Origin of the sequence: Microbacterium sp. No. 7 (assembly GCF_001314225.1) — a bacterium.
Classification (GTDB): Bacteria; Actinomycetota; Actinomycetes; order Actinomycetales; family Microbacteriaceae; genus Microbacterium.
Window position 1 is genome coordinate 3902430 of sequence record NZ_CP012697.1, and the last position, 12844, is coordinate 3915273.

The following is a 12844-nucleotide window of genomic DNA, read 5'->3' on the forward strand; positions in this document are numbered from 1 at the left end:
GATTCCTCGCCGCCGCCGTTCACAATTCAGGAAGAACCGCCGCTGGGCCCCGGGATACGCCGCGGACCCGCCCGGTTCTCCTGAGTTGTGAACGGCACAGGATGCCGGAAGAGCCGGCGGGTGGTCAGCGCGCGGCGTCTTCGCGCGGGAGCGCGATCGCGCCCGTGACGATGTCGACGACGTCGGTGGGCGTCGCGTCGGTCTGCAGCCGCAGCGCCCGCACGAGCTCGTTGCCGTGCCGCGTCGTGAGCACGACGCGCTCGAACTCGGGGTCGCCGGCCAGGTCGATGACGACGGCGGCGCGATGCCGGCGCACGATCACGAAGTCGGCGCCGCCCGCGGTCTTCCAGGTGCCCATCGCGAGCACGCCGCGCACGAGCGTCCCCGCGGAGCGGCTGCCGCGGATCCAGGTCCACGCGTCATCGGTGAGCTGCACCTTGCGGATGCGGTCGCGCGCGATGCGCACGGGCTCGCGCCGGAACGACAGCGCCCGCTCGGCTCCCGACAACGAGACCTCGAGCTGCGTCGAATCCAGCAGCAGCGTCACCATGACATCAGTCTGCCAGCGCGACCTGCCGAATTGCTGCGCGAGCGCAACGATCCGCTCACAATGCGCGTCGCGACCACGATGCGCGTCACGCTCACGAAGCGCGCCGCGCTCGCGACGCGCGTCACAACGCGAACTCGTCGGTCGCGTGCGGCAGCGAGAGCGACGCCACGGCCTCGATGAGCCCCTCGAGCGACTGCTCGTCGGCGACGACGCTGATCTCCAGGCCCGCCTTGCGGGCGTTCTTCGCGATGCCCGGCCCGATCGCCGCGATCACGGTGCTCTCGGGGATCTCGGGGAACTGGGCGCTGACCTGCCGGGCGACCGACCCGCTCGTGACCAGGATCGCGTTGATGCGGCCGGAGCGCACGTCGGCCACGATGCGCTCGGCGACGGGAACGCCGACCGTGCGGTAGGCGACGACGCTGCGCACCTCGTGGCCGGCCTCGGCGAGGCGCCCGCTGATGAGCGGGCGGGCGAGCTCGTTGCGCAGGATGAGGAACCGGCGCGGCTCGGGCTCGAGGGCGACGAGCTGCTCGGCCATGCCCGCGGCGGAGTTGTCCACGTCGGGCACGAGGTCGACGCGGTATCCCGCGGCCGTGAGCGCGTCGGCGGTCGTCTCGCCGACCGCCGCGACGCGCGTGGATGCCGGGATCTGCGCACGGTACGCGGTGAGGACGTCGACGGTGGCGACGCTCGCGAGGGTGATCCAGTCGAACGCTCCCGCGGCGAGGTCGGCGAGCGCCTTCTCGAGGGTCTGCAGGTCGTCGGCGGGCGCGAAGTTGATGAGCGGCGCGATGACCGGGATCGCTCCCTGCGCCCGCAGGTTGGCCGCGACGGAGTCGCCCCAGAGTCCCCCGCGCGGCACGAGCACGCGCCAGCCCTTGAGGGGCTTGGCGGCGGGGCGGGGCAGGAAATGGATCATAGGACTCTCGTGCGGCGGAGACAGCGTGGCGCGAAAGGCGCCCCCTGAACCGCGACCGCGACGACGAAACGGACGTTCGGGTACGCGGGTGCGGTGACGTCGTCGTTACTTGGCGTACAACCGAGCATACCCGCGCCGCCGCGCGTCGTGACCGCCGCGGGTCAGCGCGTGTAGAGCCGCACGAGTCCCCACACGGCCGCGCCGACGGCGACGGCCGCCCCCGCGACCGCGAGCGCGGCGCCCGTGGGGTTGCGCCGGGCGAACCGGCGGGCGTCGGCGACGCCGCGGTCGGTGGCCTTCGCGACGCGCTTCGGGACGTTCGACTTCTCCTCGATCGCGGCGAGCGCGGCCTTGAGCTCGGCGCGCGCCTTCTCGACGGGGTCGGTGATGCCCAGCGGCACGGCGGTGCGGGGCAGCGTGGGGTCAGAACTCATCGACGATGTCCTTCACGATGCGCGCGTCGGCGGCGGCCGCCTTGGCGGGGTTGTCGGATCGGGTGAGACGCTTGATGCGCGCGACGCCCAGGAGCGCGAAGACGACGGCGGCGAGCAGCGTGAACACCACGACGATGAGGCTCGCGAGCCACACCGGCATCCACGACGACAGGCCGATGATCGTGAACGCGGCGAGCGCGGGGATCATCCAGAAGACGAAGAACAGGGCGACGAGGAACCAGACGCCGCCCATGCCCGCGTCCTTGCCGGCGCTCTTGACCCAGCGCTTGGCGGAGTCGACCTCGGCGGTGACGAGGTTGCGCACGAGCTCGGGCACCTCGCCGACGAGCGTCAGCAGGCTGTCGTCGGCGCGGTCGCGAAAACCGTGGGTGCTCGGCATGTCAGTCGGTCGCCGTCGTGTCGGCCGGCGGCACGGGCGTGCCGTCCGTCGTCGCGGGGATGCCGGATGCCGGTGCGCCCTTCGCCGGGGCGTCGGCGGTCTTCGACGCGGTCGCGGCGCGCGTCGCCTTCACCGCGGAGTCCCACACGAGCGAGGGGATCGCCACGGCCGCGTCGCGCGCGACGCCCTTGGCCCGGTCGACCTGCTTCTGCACGGGCGCGGCGTTCCACAGCTTGAGCCAGGCCGTCCTGATCTGCACGTAGCGTTCTCGGCCCGCCCGCGTGCCGAGGACGTACCCCGCCGCCAGCCCGACCACGATCCCGGTCTTGGTGCCCATGGGCTCTCCTCACGCCGATTGTGTGCGTCCAGCGTAACGCCATATGCCGATTCCGGCATCCGGGGTGATCAGTCGTCGTCGCCGTCGGGCTCGTCGCCCCACAGCAGCGCGTGCCGCAGCCGCCCGGCCTCGGCGACCGCGCCGCCCGCGGCGGCCGCGAGGCCGCTGCCCGTCACCCACGCGCCCGCGATCGCGAGGCCCGGCAGAGCGCCGACGGCGGAGCGCAGCGCGGGCGCCGGCGAGTCGACGACCGAGCCGGGGAGCGCCCGCTCGCGGGGCTCGACGTGCGCGGCGCGCACGGGTCCGAGCGGCACGCCCAGCAGCGTCTCGGCCTCGCGCGCGGCGAGGCGCACGGGGTCGGCCTCGCTCGCGGGCAGGTCCACGCGCACGACGTGACGGCGGGGGCCGGCGGCGCGGGCGAGCCATGCCCACGTCGCGGTCAGGTGCGTCACGGCGAGGGCCGTCGCGGCGCCGGGCACCGGATAGACGGCGTGTCCGCGCGGCGCGGCGTCGAGCGCCGGCGCGTCGACGACGAGCGTCACGCTGTCGACGGGCGCGGGCGAGATCCCGGGCCCGTCGAGGGCGGGCACGTGCCCGGCGAGCAGGCGCCGGGCGGCGGGCTCGCCGGTGGCGACGATCACGGCATCCGCGGCGATCGTCTCGCCGGCGACGGTGACGGCCCACCCGGCGGGCGTGCGCGCGATCCCGTCGGCCGGCGCCTCGGTGCGCACGTCGGCCGCGAGGTCGTCGAGCCGCTCCCGCAGCGCCGCGACGAGCGCGCCCATGCCCCCCGTGAGCGTGCGGCGGGGCGCGGGGCGCTCGGGCAGCTCGTGCGCGACGGCGCCCGCGAGCGAGCCGACGCGCGTGAGCGCCTGGTTGAGCCCGGGCGCGGCGATGTCGACGTCGACGCGATCGGGATGGATGCCGAACACGCCGACGCTCACGGGCGCCACGAGGCGCTCGACCACGCGCTCGCCCATGCGCGTGCGCACGAGGGTGGCGAGGCGGCGCTCGTGGCCGATCGTCAGCGGCGGCCGCAGCCGGTCGACGAAGGCGCGCCACGCGCCGCGCCAGCCGATGAGGCGTCGCACCTCGGGCGCCCACGGATTGGCGGGGATGCCGAGGAGCTCCTGCTCGGGAAGGGGTCCGGCGCCCGCGGGCCCGGCGACCCACCGCGCGCCGGGGAGCGCGTCCTCGACCTGCGCCGACAGCCCGAGCTCGTCGATGAGCGGCGCGAGCCCGGGCGAGAGCTCCATCGCGCCGACGTCGACCGTGAGCCCGTCGAGCTCGGCCGCGGCGATGCCTCCGCCGAGCTCTGCGCGCTGCTCGACGAGCGTGACCCCGAAGCCGAATCGCGCGCACTCGTGCGCGGCGACGAGGCCCGCGATCCCGCCGCCGATCACGACGATGCGGGTGCGGCGGGCGCGCTCGACGAGGTCCTCGGTCTGTGACACGCCCTCCATCCTCCCACTGCCGCCTCGTCCCGCCGCCGTCCGCGAGCGACGGAACTGCTCGGCAGGGGCAGCGCCTCCGGCCGGACGCCCCTATCATCTGACGTATGAGCAAGGACACCACGTTCAAGCCCGGCGACGACGTCTTCACCCCGCACGCGCGCGGCACCGTCATCGATGTGCGGGCGACGCCGTCCGGCCTGTGGGTCTTCGGGGTCGAGAACCCCGAAGGAGAGGTGACCTACTTCACGAGCAGGGCGCTCCGCCTCACGCACGGCTGAGGCGTCCCGGCGGCCGGCACGGCCCGCCTCGCACACCGCACGACGCTCACGACCCAGGGAGACCACCATGCCCACGATCGCGATCATCGGCGCCGGCCCCGGGCTCGGCCTCGCCGCCGCCCGCCGCTTCGGCCGCGAGGGGTTCTCCGTCGCCCTCGTCTCGCGCACGCAGGCGCACGTCGACGCGCTCGCCGAACGGCTCGGCGGCGAGGGCGTCACGGCCCGCGGCTACCAGGCCGACGTGCACGACGCCGCGACGCTGCGGAACGCGCTGGCCGCCGCCGCGGACGACCTCGACACCGTCGAGGTGCTGCAGTTCAGCCCCGTGCCGCGCAAGGACTTCCTCCGCCCCGTGCTCGAGACCTCGGTCGACGACCTCCGCGCCGCCGCCGAGTTCTCGATCCTCGGCGCGGCGACCGCGGTGCACGCCGTGCTGCCCCGCATGCGCGAGGCCGGCCGCGGCAGCATCCTCTTCGCCAACGGCGCCAGCGCCGCGACCCCCAACGGCAAGGTGGCCGGCACCTCGGTCGCCTTCGCGGGCGAGTCGGCCTACGGGGCGATGCTGCACGACGCGCTGGAGCCCGAGGGCATCCGCGTCGCGCAGCTCATCATTCCGCTCGCGATCGACGGCGGCGACCCGCTGTTCGCGTCCGACGCGCTCGCCGATCGGCTCTGGGGGCTGCACGCCCAGCCCGGCCCGTTCCGCACGACCGTCGGCCAGGATCCCGTCTGACACGGGGATGCGGCGGGGAACAGGCAGACCGTCTGCGCGATCAGCAGGATCCCGCCTGACACGGGGGATGCCGTGACGCCGCGCCTCGCGGGCCCGCCGCCGCCCGGGGTCGCGGTGCCCGCCGCCGTGCGCGCGGCGCTCGACGCCCGCGGGTTCCGCGATGCGGTGCTGCGGCCGGCGTGGCGGAACGAGGCCGGCGGCCTCACCTTCTCGGTGGCGAGCGGCGGTGCCGGGCACGCGGTCGACCTCTACGCGAAATGGAACCCGGTCGCCTCGGGCGAGTCGCTCGGCGACGAGGCGGAACGGCTGCGGTGGATCGCGGGCCGGCATCCCGCCCCGGCCGTCGTCGACCTGATGACGGATGCCGGCGAGGAGGTGCTGCTCACGCGCGCGCTTCCCGGCGAGTCCGCGGTCTCGGAGCGGTGGGCGCGCGATCCGGATGCCGCGCTGCGGGCGCTCGGCACGGGACTGCGCCGCCTGCACGACGTGCCGCTCGACGGCTGCCCCTTCGACGGGGGCGTGGCACACCGCCTGCGCGCCGCGCACGTGCCGGCGGGCACGGTCGAGCCCGCTCCCCCGATCGACCGGCTCGTGCTCTGCCAGGGCGACCCGTGCGCGCCGAACACCCTGCTCGCGGGCGACGGGTCGTTCCTCGCGCACGTCGACCTGGCGCGGCTCGGCGCGGCGGACCGGTGGGCCGACCTCGCCGTGATGACGATGTCGCTGGAGTGGAACTACCGGGGCTACGACGAGGCCGTGTTCTGGGAGGCCTACGGCGCGGAGCCCGATCCGATCCGCATCGCCTACTACCGGCGGCTCTGGGACGCGACGTGAGCGCGGCGGCGACCGATGTCGTCGGCTGCTCCCTCGCCGGCCCGGAGCCGATGGGGTCGACGAGGACATGATGTACCTATGAGGTATATAGTGGCCGCATGCAGTTCCTGATCCTCGGCCTCCTGCTTCACGGGCCCCTCTCCGCGTACGAGCTGCGCAAACGGTTCACCGCCGGCATCTCGCTCTTCTACGCGGCCAGCCTCGGCGGCATCCAGCGGGCGCTCGGGGTGCTCGAGGCGCAGGGGCGGGTGACGAAAGAGGCGTCCGCCGGCCCCGGCCGGCCGAAGCATCTGTACGCCGTCACCGAGTCCGGCCGCGCGGCGTGGCACGACTGGATGCTCTCGCCGATCACGGAGTCGGACGCCGAGCAGATCGGGCTCGCGAAGGTGTACCTGCTGGGCAGCATGCCGCCCGAGGATCGTGCGGAGGTCGTCTCCCTGCTGCGCCGGCGCACCGCCGCGGATCTCGAACGGCTCACCGCGCTGCGAGCAGAGATCGACGCGACGCCGATACCGGAACGGTCTCGCGATGTCGCACGGTTCCGCCGAGCGACACTGGACTACGGCATCCGCGCGCACGAGCTCATGGTGCGCTGGCTCGATGAGCTGGAGTCCGCATGATCGCGCTCGCTCTCACGAGCGCCCTGGTGCTGCTCGCCGCGCTCGCGGCGCTGCAGGTGCTCGTGGCGCTCGGGCTGCCGCTCGGCCGCTTCGTCTGGGGCGGTCGGCACAGGGTGCTGCCCACGGGGCTCCGCATCGGCAGTGCGGTCTCCGTGGTGCTCTACGCCGCGATGGCAGCGTTGCTGCTCAGCCGCGCGGGCGTGATCCCGGGCGGCGACAGCCCGTTCGTGCGGGTCGCGACCTGGGTCCTGTTCGGCTACTTCGCCCTCGGCATCCTCATGAACGCGATCTCGCGCAGCAGACCCGAGCGACTCACGATGACGCCCGTCACGATCGTGCTCGCCGCGGCGACCCTCGTCGTCGCGCTGACAGGGTCGCGCTGACAGACGGGGGGCATGCCCGAACTGCACCTCACCGACGACGCCGACCGCCTGCTCTCGCAGAACCCGCTCGCCCTGCTGATCGGGATGCTGCTCGACCAGCGGGTCGCTTGACCATGAGGCCTGTCGTCGATTCGATCCCGACGGGACCCTCCATGGACTTCTCTGCCGTCGCTACCGCTGCTCGGCGATCGGGAAGGAGATCGACGTGGGGCCGTCTTCGAACTGCAGGCCGAGCGGCACAGCAGGGTGCTGTGACCGCACGAGCGAGCCATCCTCCTGAATCTCGAAACTCACCAGTTTCACCGGCCACTTCGTGGCCTTCACGGGCGACCCCGTGACGAACAGCCACTTGCCGTTCGACGACTGCGCGAAGTCCATGGCCACGCCCGGGCTCGGATAGGGCGAACCCGGCAGTGCGATGAGCTCGCCGTTCTCGCGCAGGGAATATCCGCTGATCGTCTCGTCGATCGGGTTGCCGGCCCAGACGTATCTGCCGTCCCGGCTGAACGTCGGATTGTGCACCGCTCCGCCGGCGGGGAAGGGAGAGGTGGGAATCTCGGTGAGCAGCCCGTTGGGCCCGATCTCGAGCACACCGATCGAGCTGCTGTTCTCGTTCGCGGTGAACAGGAAACGCTTGTCGGGCGAGTACACGGGGTTCACGGGCGTCTTGCCCTTGACCTGCAACTCGTGGATCAGACCGCCGATGCTGCCGTCGGGTTCGAGACCGTAGGTGAAGATCGTGTTCGTGATCGCACTGATGACATAGAGCTTCGTGCCGTCGGGCGAGATCTTCGACTGCACGAGGCCGTGCGAGAACTTGCCGAGCCTGCGGCGGGGGCTGACGGGCGAGAGCACGCCCTCCTCGCTGAGGTGGAAGTGCTGGATCGAGCCGCCGACCATGCCGGCCAGACCGTGACCCATTCCGACGTACACATCGCGACCGTTGGCTGCGGTCTCGGTGCCGAGCGGCGTGACGAACTTGTTGAAGCGGTACTTGCCGGCGCTGGTCACACTGCCGTCGTCCTCGACACGGTACACGCCGATCTCGGGCTTGAACGCCTGCCGCATGCCGCCGCCCATCGGCAGCCCCCAGCCCGCGGGAGCCAGAAGGTACTTCCCGTCCGGAGTGACCCGAAGGTCGACACCACCCGATCCCGATTCGAACGGCGAGCCGGGAAAGAGCTCTGCACTGCCGTCGTCGTAGAGATCGACCACGGCCATACCGGGGCTCTGCGCGATGACGTACAGGCGATCGGTTGCTTTGCGGTTCGGCTGGGAGGTCATATGCGCATCGTTCCTTGCGAGAATCGGGTGCGTCTATGCATCGGCCATCGTGGCACCCTCGTCATATTGCCGACATCCAAGACCATATATCGATCGACCTTCCGTCAGGAGGGAAAGAACTCGACCAGCCGGGTCTTGCATCGCAAGGCCTTCTTGCGGTCGCGCACGGAAACGCGGATGCTCCACTGCGATACTGGCTGACATGCCCGAACTCCACATCACTGACGACCCCGCCGCCGACCAGCTGCTGAGCGACAACCCGCTCGCCCTGCTGCTCGGCATGCTGCTCGACCAGCAGGTCGCGATGGAGACCGCGTTCGCGGGACCGCTGAAGATCCGCGACCGCGTCGGCACCCTCGACGCCACGACCCTCGCGGGCTACGACGCCGACGCGTTCGTCGAGGCGTTCAAGATCTCGCCCGCGGTGCACCGCTTTCCCGGCTCCATGGCCGCGCGCGTGCAGGCGCTGTGCCAGGCGCTCGTCGACGACTGGGACGGCGACGCGGCGGCGCTGTGGACCCGCGACGCCCCCGACGGGCCGACCGTGCTGAAGCGCCTCAAGGCGCTGCCGGGCTTCGGCGACCAGAAGGCGCGCATCTTCCTCGCCCTGCTCGGCAAGCAGTACGGGTTCGCCGGCGCCGGCTGGCGCGAGGCGTCCGCTCCGTACGGCGACGAGGGCTCGTTCCGCTCGGTCGCCGACATCGTCTCGCCCGAGAGCCTCACCCGCGTGCGCGAGAGCAAGCGCGCCGCGAAGGCGGCCGCGAAGAAGTAGCCGCGGCCCCGCACTCCTGCCCCGCCCTCGGGATGGCCCGGGACCTCGGGATGGCCCGGGAGTCCGACCGCGGGTGGATGTGCGCGATCGGCGACGCGCCTAGCGTGGAGGACGACGCGGACGCACCGCACGAGGGGAGTTCCATGGCCGAGCTGATCGGCGCCGCCCTCGTGGCCGCGCTCGCGCTCCTCGTGCTCTGGTGGGCGCGGGCGTGCCGGCGCGGCACGTTCCGGCGCAGCCGGATCGCCGGCTATCGCACGGCGCTCACGCTGCGCGACGACCACGCGTGGGTCGCCGTGCACCGGGCCGCGTCCCCGTTCCTCGCCGTCGCGGGCGTCGGCGCCCTCGTCGGGACGATCGCGGGAGCCGTGCTCGCCCTCGCCGGCGTCGCCGGCGCGGCCGCGGCCCTCGGCGCCTCCGTCGCCTGGGTGCTCCCCTGGGTGCTCCTGTGGGCGCTGCTCGGCCTCATCCCCGCCGTGCGCGCCGAGCGCGCCTATCGCCGTCGATGAGCGCGCGGTCCCCCACCGCCCACCGCGAGGGTGCCCGTTGTCTCGCCGAGGGTGCCCGTTGTCACCGCGAGGGTGCCAGATATCGCCGCGAGGGTGCCAGGTATCTCGCCGAGGGTGCTACCCGAAGCACCCTCGCGTGAGCAACTGGCACCCTCGTGGCGACAACCAGCACCCTCGCGCGAACACCTGGCACCGTCGCGAGAACAACCAGCACCCTCGCGGCGCAGCCGCGGACGCGCGACAATGTGCTCGAGGCGAGGAGGACGACATGGAACGCACGGGTGACGACGTCGCAGCGGCGATCGCGGGGGTGACGCCGGCGGCGCGGAGACGCGATGCGGAGGCGCTCGTCGCGCTCATGCGCGACGTCACGGGCCTGGAGCCCGAGCTGTGGACGGGCAAGATCGTCGGCTTCGGCGAGTACCACTACCGCTACGAGTCGGGCCGCGAGGGCGACTCCCCCGCCGTGGGCTTCGCGCCGCGCAAGGCCGCGACGACGATCTACCTCCCCGACGGCGTCGGCGCGCACGAGCAGGCGCTGTCGCGGCTCGGCCCGCACACCACGGGCGTCGGATGCCTGTACCTCAAGGCTCTCGACGACGTCGATCTCGCCGTGCTGCGCGGCATCGTGGAGACCTCGTTCCGCACGCTCACCTCCGGGACCTACGGCCACCGGGCCCGCGACGGCGGCGCGTAGGCGGCGTGGCATCCGGCATCCGGCATCCGGCATCCGGCATCCGGCATCCGGCGCAGCGTGCGTCACGGACACAGGAGAAATCACCGGTGCAGGAGGATTCTCGCCGGATCGTCCTGCACCGGTGATTTCTCCTGCTGCCAGGTGGTGGCAGGAGAGGCCGGGCGGCGACACGGGGCCAGATGCCGGCGCGCGGACCACACGGCCGGAGCCGGACAGCGGCGCGAGAGCCTAGGCGACGGCATGGGATGCCAAGCCCTGCGAGGGATGACGACCGGCAGGGATAACGACGGCACGAGAACCCAGGCGACGACGAGGGATGCCGGGCCGGCAGGGATGCCAACGGCGCGAGAGCCCAGGCGACGACGAGGACGCCGGGCCGGCAGGGATGACGACGGCACGAGAGCCCAGGCGACGGCGAGGGATGCCGGGCCGGCGGCGACGGCGGCACCGGCATCCGCCGTGGTCACGCTCCGCGCAGGCGCTCCGCGAGGTAGTCGCGCAGGCCCTCGAGCGGCACGCGCTCCTGGGCCATGGTGTCGCGGTCGCGCACCGTGACGGCGTCGTCGTCGAGCGAGTCGAAGTCGACGGTGACGCAGAACGGCGTGCCGATCTCGTCCTGGCGGCGGTAGCGGCGGCCGATCGCGCCGGCGTCGTCGAAGTCGACGGCCCAGCCCTGCGCGCGGAGGTCGTCGGCCACCTGTCGCGCCAGCGGCGACAGCCGCTCGTTGCGCGACAGCGGCAGCACGGCGGCCTTGACGGGGGCGAGGCGCGGGTCGAGGCCGAGCACCGTGCGGGTGTCGACGCCGCCCTTCGCGTTCGGCACCTCTTCCTCACGATAGGCGTCGACGAGGAACGCCATCATCGAGCGGGTGAGGCCGAACGACGGCTCGATGACGTACGGCACGTACGTCTCGCCCGACGCCTGGTCGAAGTAGGTGAGCTTCTGGCCGGATGCCTCGATGTGGCTCGACAGGTCGAAGTCGGTGCGGTTGGCGATGCCCATGAGCTCGCCCCACTCCTTGCCCGGGAAGCCGAAGCGGTACTCGACGTCGATCGTGCCGGCCGAGTAGTGCGCGCGCTCGTGCTCGGGCACGTCGAAGCGGCGCATGTTGCCGGGGTCGACGCCCAGGTCGATGAACCAGTTCCAGCACGCCTCGACCCAGTGCTCGAACCACTGCTGCGCCTCGGCGGGCGGCGTGAAGAACTCGATCTCCATCTGCTCGAACTCGCGCGTGCGGAAGATGAAGTTGCCGGGCGTGATCTCGTTGCGGAACGCCTTGCCGACCTGGCCGATGCCGAACGGCGGCTTCTTGCGCGACGCCGTGAGCACGTTGGAGAAGTTCACGAAGATGCCCTGCGCCGTCTCGGGCCGCAGGAAGTGCAGGCCGCTCTCGTCGTCGACGACGCCGAGGTAGGTCTTGACGAGGCCCGAGAACGCCTTGGGCTCCGTGTAGTTGCCCTTGGTGCCGCAGTTGGGGCACGGCACGTCGGCGAGGCCGTTCTCGGCCTTGCGTCCCTTGCGCGCCTCGAAGTCCTCGAGGAGGTTGTCCTCGCGGAAGCGCTTGTGACACTGCAGGCACTCGACGAGCGGGTCGGTGAACGTCGCGACGTGGCCGGACGCCTCCCACACGCGCTTGGGCAGGATGATCGACGAGTCGAGCCCGACCATGTCGCCGCGACCGCGCACGAACGTCTGCCACCACTGCCGGCGGATGTTCTCCTTCAGCTCGGTGCCGAGCGGACCGTAGTCCCACGCCGACCGCGATCCGCCGTAGATCTCCCCGGCCTGAAAGACGAATCCGCGGTGACGGGCGAGGGCGATGACTTTGTCGAGGCGTGACTGCTCGGCCACAGGTGGCTCCAATGGTCGTTTTCGCGAGTGCGAGAGGGGTGGATGCCGCAGGGTGACGGCATCCGTCAAGCTTAGCCGCGCTCGGTCACGCCGCCATCTGCCGGGACGCGGTCGGCGAGTATGCCGGGGCGATCAGCGGATGGGCCGGGGCGGTCAGCGGGCGGGCCCGGGCGGTCAGCGGATGAAGGGGATCGCGAGCGGATACGTGTAGGGGACGCCCTGGTTCGCGCGGACGGCCGCGATGATCGAGAACACGAGGTCGAGCAGGTAGGCGGCGAGGATGACCAGCACGCCGATGCCGACGAAGCTGAGCACGAAGCCGGCCGCGACGGCGATCACGATCGTGATCTGGAAGTTCAGGGCGGTCACGGCGTGGCCGCGCACGAACGCGTCGCGGTCCCTCATCACGAGGTATCCGACGAGGCCCGGCAGGAAGCCCAGGAAGATGCCGCCCACGTGGATGAGCGTCGCCCAGAGGCGCTGGTCGGAGGGGCTCAGCGGCGGCGGGCCGTAGGCGGGCCGGCCGTACGGCTGCTGGCCGTATCCGGGCTGTGCGTGTCCGGGCTGGACGTAGGGCTGCTGTCCGTACGGTTGCTGCCCGTAGGGCGGCTGACCGTGCCCGGGTTGGCCGTCTCCCGGTTGGCCGCTGGGCGGCGGGCCGTACGGGGGCTGTCCGGGCGGGGGCGGAGTCGTCATAGCGTGAGGGTACCGCGCGGCGGTGCCCGTGCCGCCTCATGCCGGCGCCGAACGTGCTGTCTCGGGCCGGCGGGCGCCCGCTGCTGTCT

At 72.5% G+C, this 12844-nt stretch carries 17 protein-coding genes and 1 pseudogene; 9 read left to right on the forward strand and 9 right to left on the reverse strand.

Going from position 1 to position 12844, the window contains the following annotated elements:
- Positions 1-124: 124 nt before the first annotated feature.
- The 6 genes from AOA12_RS18025 to AOA12_RS18050 all read right to left on the reverse strand — a co-directional run bounded on the left by AOA12_RS18025 (position 125) and on the right by AOA12_RS18050 (position 4097).
- Positions 125-550 carry a hypothetical protein gene (locus AOA12_RS18025; protein WP_054685981.1) on the reverse strand — a complete coding sequence of 142 codons (426 nt, stop codon included), beginning with the start codon at positions 548-550 and terminating at the stop codon, positions 125-127.
- 121 nt (positions 551-671) lie between these two features.
- Positions 672-1472: a uroporphyrinogen-III synthase gene (locus AOA12_RS18030; protein WP_054685984.1), complete on the reverse strand. Its 801-nt coding sequence runs from the start codon at positions 1470-1472 to the stop codon at positions 672-674.
- Positions 1473-1633: 161 nt separating this feature from the next.
- The gene (locus AOA12_RS18035) at positions 1634-1906 is read right to left on the reverse strand and encodes a hypothetical protein (RefSeq protein ID WP_054685987.1); all 273 of its coding nucleotides are present in this window, start codon (positions 1904-1906) and stop codon (positions 1634-1636) included.
- Positions 1896-2306, reverse strand: a complete 411-nt coding sequence (locus tag AOA12_RS18040; RefSeq protein WP_054685990.1) for a phage holin family protein — start codon at positions 2304-2306, stop codon at positions 1896-1898. Before AOA12_RS18040 ends, AOA12_RS18035 begins: the two co-directional genes overlap by 11 nt.
- Position 2307: 1 nt before the next feature.
- Positions 2308-2643: a hypothetical protein gene (locus tag AOA12_RS18045; protein WP_082406366.1), complete on the reverse strand. Its 336-nt coding sequence runs from the start codon at positions 2641-2643 to the stop codon at positions 2308-2310.
- Between the two features lie 68 nt (positions 2644-2711).
- Positions 2712-4097: a protoporphyrinogen/coproporphyrinogen oxidase gene (locus tag AOA12_RS18050; protein ID WP_442922253.1), complete on the reverse strand. Its 1386-nt coding sequence runs from the start codon at positions 4095-4097 to the stop codon at positions 2712-2714.
- Positions 4098-4201: 104 nt separating this feature from the next.
- On the opposite strand from AOA12_RS18050, the gene AOA12_RS23695 reads away from it, so the two are divergent.
- From AOA12_RS23695 to AOA12_RS23265, 6 genes and pseudogenes are all read left to right on the forward strand, one after another.
- Positions 4202-4375, forward strand: a complete 174-nt coding sequence (locus tag AOA12_RS23695; RefSeq protein WP_197280977.1) for a hypothetical protein — start codon at positions 4202-4204, stop codon at positions 4373-4375.
- Positions 4376-4442: 67 nt separating this feature from the next.
- The gene (locus AOA12_RS18055; RefSeq protein ID WP_054685996.1) at positions 4443-5108 is read left to right on the forward strand and encodes an SDR family NAD(P)-dependent oxidoreductase; all 666 of its coding nucleotides are present in this window, start codon (positions 4443-4445) and stop codon (positions 5106-5108) included.
- A gap of 72 nt (positions 5109-5180) precedes the next feature.
- Positions 5181-5942, forward strand: coding sequence for an aminoglycoside 3'-phosphotransferase (locus AOA12_RS18060; RefSeq protein ID WP_197280978.1), 762 nt, complete (start codon positions 5181-5183; stop codon positions 5940-5942).
- Positions 5943-6040: 98 nt separating this feature from the next.
- Positions 6041-6562, forward strand: a complete 522-nt coding sequence (locus tag AOA12_RS18065) for a PadR family transcriptional regulator (RefSeq protein WP_054686001.1) — start codon at positions 6041-6043, stop codon at positions 6560-6562.
- Positions 6559-6945, forward strand: coding sequence for a hypothetical protein (locus AOA12_RS18070; protein WP_054686002.1), 387 nt, complete (start codon positions 6559-6561; stop codon positions 6943-6945). The genes AOA12_RS18065 and AOA12_RS18070 overlap by 4 nt, the downstream gene beginning before the upstream one ends.
- A gap of 12 nt (positions 6946-6957) precedes the next feature.
- Positions 6958-7053: pseudogene (locus tag AOA12_RS23265) on the forward strand (HhH-GPD-type base excision DNA repair protein); the annotation flags it as partial.
- Positions 7054-7116: 63 nt separating this feature from the next.
- On the opposite strand, the gene AOA12_RS18075 reads toward AOA12_RS23265, so the two are convergent.
- On the reverse strand, positions 7117-8229 hold the full coding sequence (locus AOA12_RS18075; RefSeq protein ID WP_054686005.1) for a lactonase family protein: 1113 nt from the start codon (positions 8227-8229) through the stop codon (positions 7117-7119).
- A gap of 202 nt (positions 8230-8431) precedes the next feature.
- Here AOA12_RS18075 and AOA12_RS18080 point away from each other — a divergent pair, with 202 nt between their 5' ends.
- The 3 genes from AOA12_RS18080 (at position 8432) to AOA12_RS18090 (ending at position 10207) form a co-directional block, all read left to right on the forward strand.
- Positions 8432-9001: an HhH-GPD-type base excision DNA repair protein gene (locus AOA12_RS18080; protein WP_054686008.1), complete on the forward strand. Its 570-nt coding sequence runs from the start codon at positions 8432-8434 to the stop codon at positions 8999-9001.
- Between the two features lie 143 nt (positions 9002-9144).
- Positions 9145-9510, forward strand: coding sequence for an SdpI family protein (locus tag AOA12_RS18085; RefSeq protein WP_054686012.1), 366 nt, complete (start codon positions 9145-9147; stop codon positions 9508-9510).
- A gap of 268 nt (positions 9511-9778) precedes the next feature.
- Positions 9779-10207 (forward strand): DUF1801 domain-containing protein, encoded by a 429-nt coding sequence (locus AOA12_RS18090; protein ID WP_054686014.1) that lies wholly within the window; start codon positions 9779-9781, stop codon positions 10205-10207.
- Between the two features lie 463 nt (positions 10208-10670).
- Here AOA12_RS18090 and AOA12_RS18095 read toward each other — a convergent pair whose 3' ends face one another.
- Together AOA12_RS18095 and AOA12_RS24105 are read right to left on the reverse strand one after the other, a co-directional pair.
- Entirely contained in the window at positions 10671-12059 is a 1389-nt protein-coding gene (locus tag AOA12_RS18095; protein WP_054686018.1) for a glycine--tRNA ligase, read from the reverse strand.
- Positions 12060-12233: 174 nt separating this feature from the next.
- Entirely contained in the window at positions 12234-12755 is a 522-nt protein-coding gene (locus tag AOA12_RS24105; RefSeq protein WP_082406367.1) for a DUF4870 domain-containing protein, read from the reverse strand.
- Positions 12756-12844 lie beyond the last annotated feature (89 nt).

Excerpts from the sequence above, each read along its gene's own strand:
- AOA12_RS18025 (WP_054685981.1), bottom strand. The coding sequence starts at position 550 with ATGGTGACGCTGCTGCTGGATTCGACGCAGCTCGAGGTCTCGTTGTCG.
- AOA12_RS18030 (WP_054685984.1), bottom strand. The coding sequence starts at position 1,472 with ATGATCCATTTCCTGCCCCGCCCCGCCGCCAAGCCCCTCAAGGGCTGG.
- AOA12_RS18035 (WP_054685987.1), bottom strand. The coding sequence starts at position 1,906 with ATGAGTTCTGACCCCACGCTGCCCCGCACCGCCGTGCCGCTGGGCATC.
- AOA12_RS18040 (WP_054685990.1), bottom strand. The coding sequence starts at position 2,306 with ATGCCGAGCACCCACGGTTTTCGCGACCGCGCCGACGACAGCCTGCTG.
- AOA12_RS18045 (WP_082406366.1), bottom strand. The coding sequence starts at position 2,643 with ATGGGCACCAAGACCGGGATCGTGGTCGGGCTGGCGGCGGGGTACGTC.
- AOA12_RS23695 (WP_197280977.1), top strand. The coding sequence starts at position 4,202 with ATGAGCAAGGACACCACGTTCAAGCCCGGCGACGACGTCTTCACCCCG.
- AOA12_RS18055 (WP_054685996.1), top strand. The coding sequence starts at position 4,443 with ATGCCCACGATCGCGATCATCGGCGCCGGCCCCGGGCTCGGCCTCGCC.
- AOA12_RS18065 (WP_054686001.1), top strand. The coding sequence starts at position 6,041 with ATGCAGTTCCTGATCCTCGGCCTCCTGCTTCACGGGCCCCTCTCCGCG.
- AOA12_RS18070 (WP_054686002.1), top strand. The coding sequence starts at position 6,559 with ATGATCGCGCTCGCTCTCACGAGCGCCCTGGTGCTGCTCGCCGCGCTC.
- AOA12_RS18075 (WP_054686005.1), bottom strand. The coding sequence starts at position 8,229 with ATGACCTCCCAGCCGAACCGCAAAGCAACCGATCGCCTGTACGTCATC.
- AOA12_RS18080 (WP_054686008.1), top strand. The coding sequence starts at position 8,432 with ATGCCCGAACTCCACATCACTGACGACCCCGCCGCCGACCAGCTGCTG.
- AOA12_RS18085 (WP_054686012.1), top strand. The coding sequence starts at position 9,145 with ATGGCCGAGCTGATCGGCGCCGCCCTCGTGGCCGCGCTCGCGCTCCTC.
- AOA12_RS18090 (WP_054686014.1), top strand. The coding sequence starts at position 9,779 with ATGGAACGCACGGGTGACGACGTCGCAGCGGCGATCGCGGGGGTGACG.
- AOA12_RS24105 (WP_082406367.1), bottom strand. The coding sequence starts at position 12,755 with ATGACGACTCCGCCCCCGCCCGGACAGCCCCCGTACGGCCCGCCGCCC.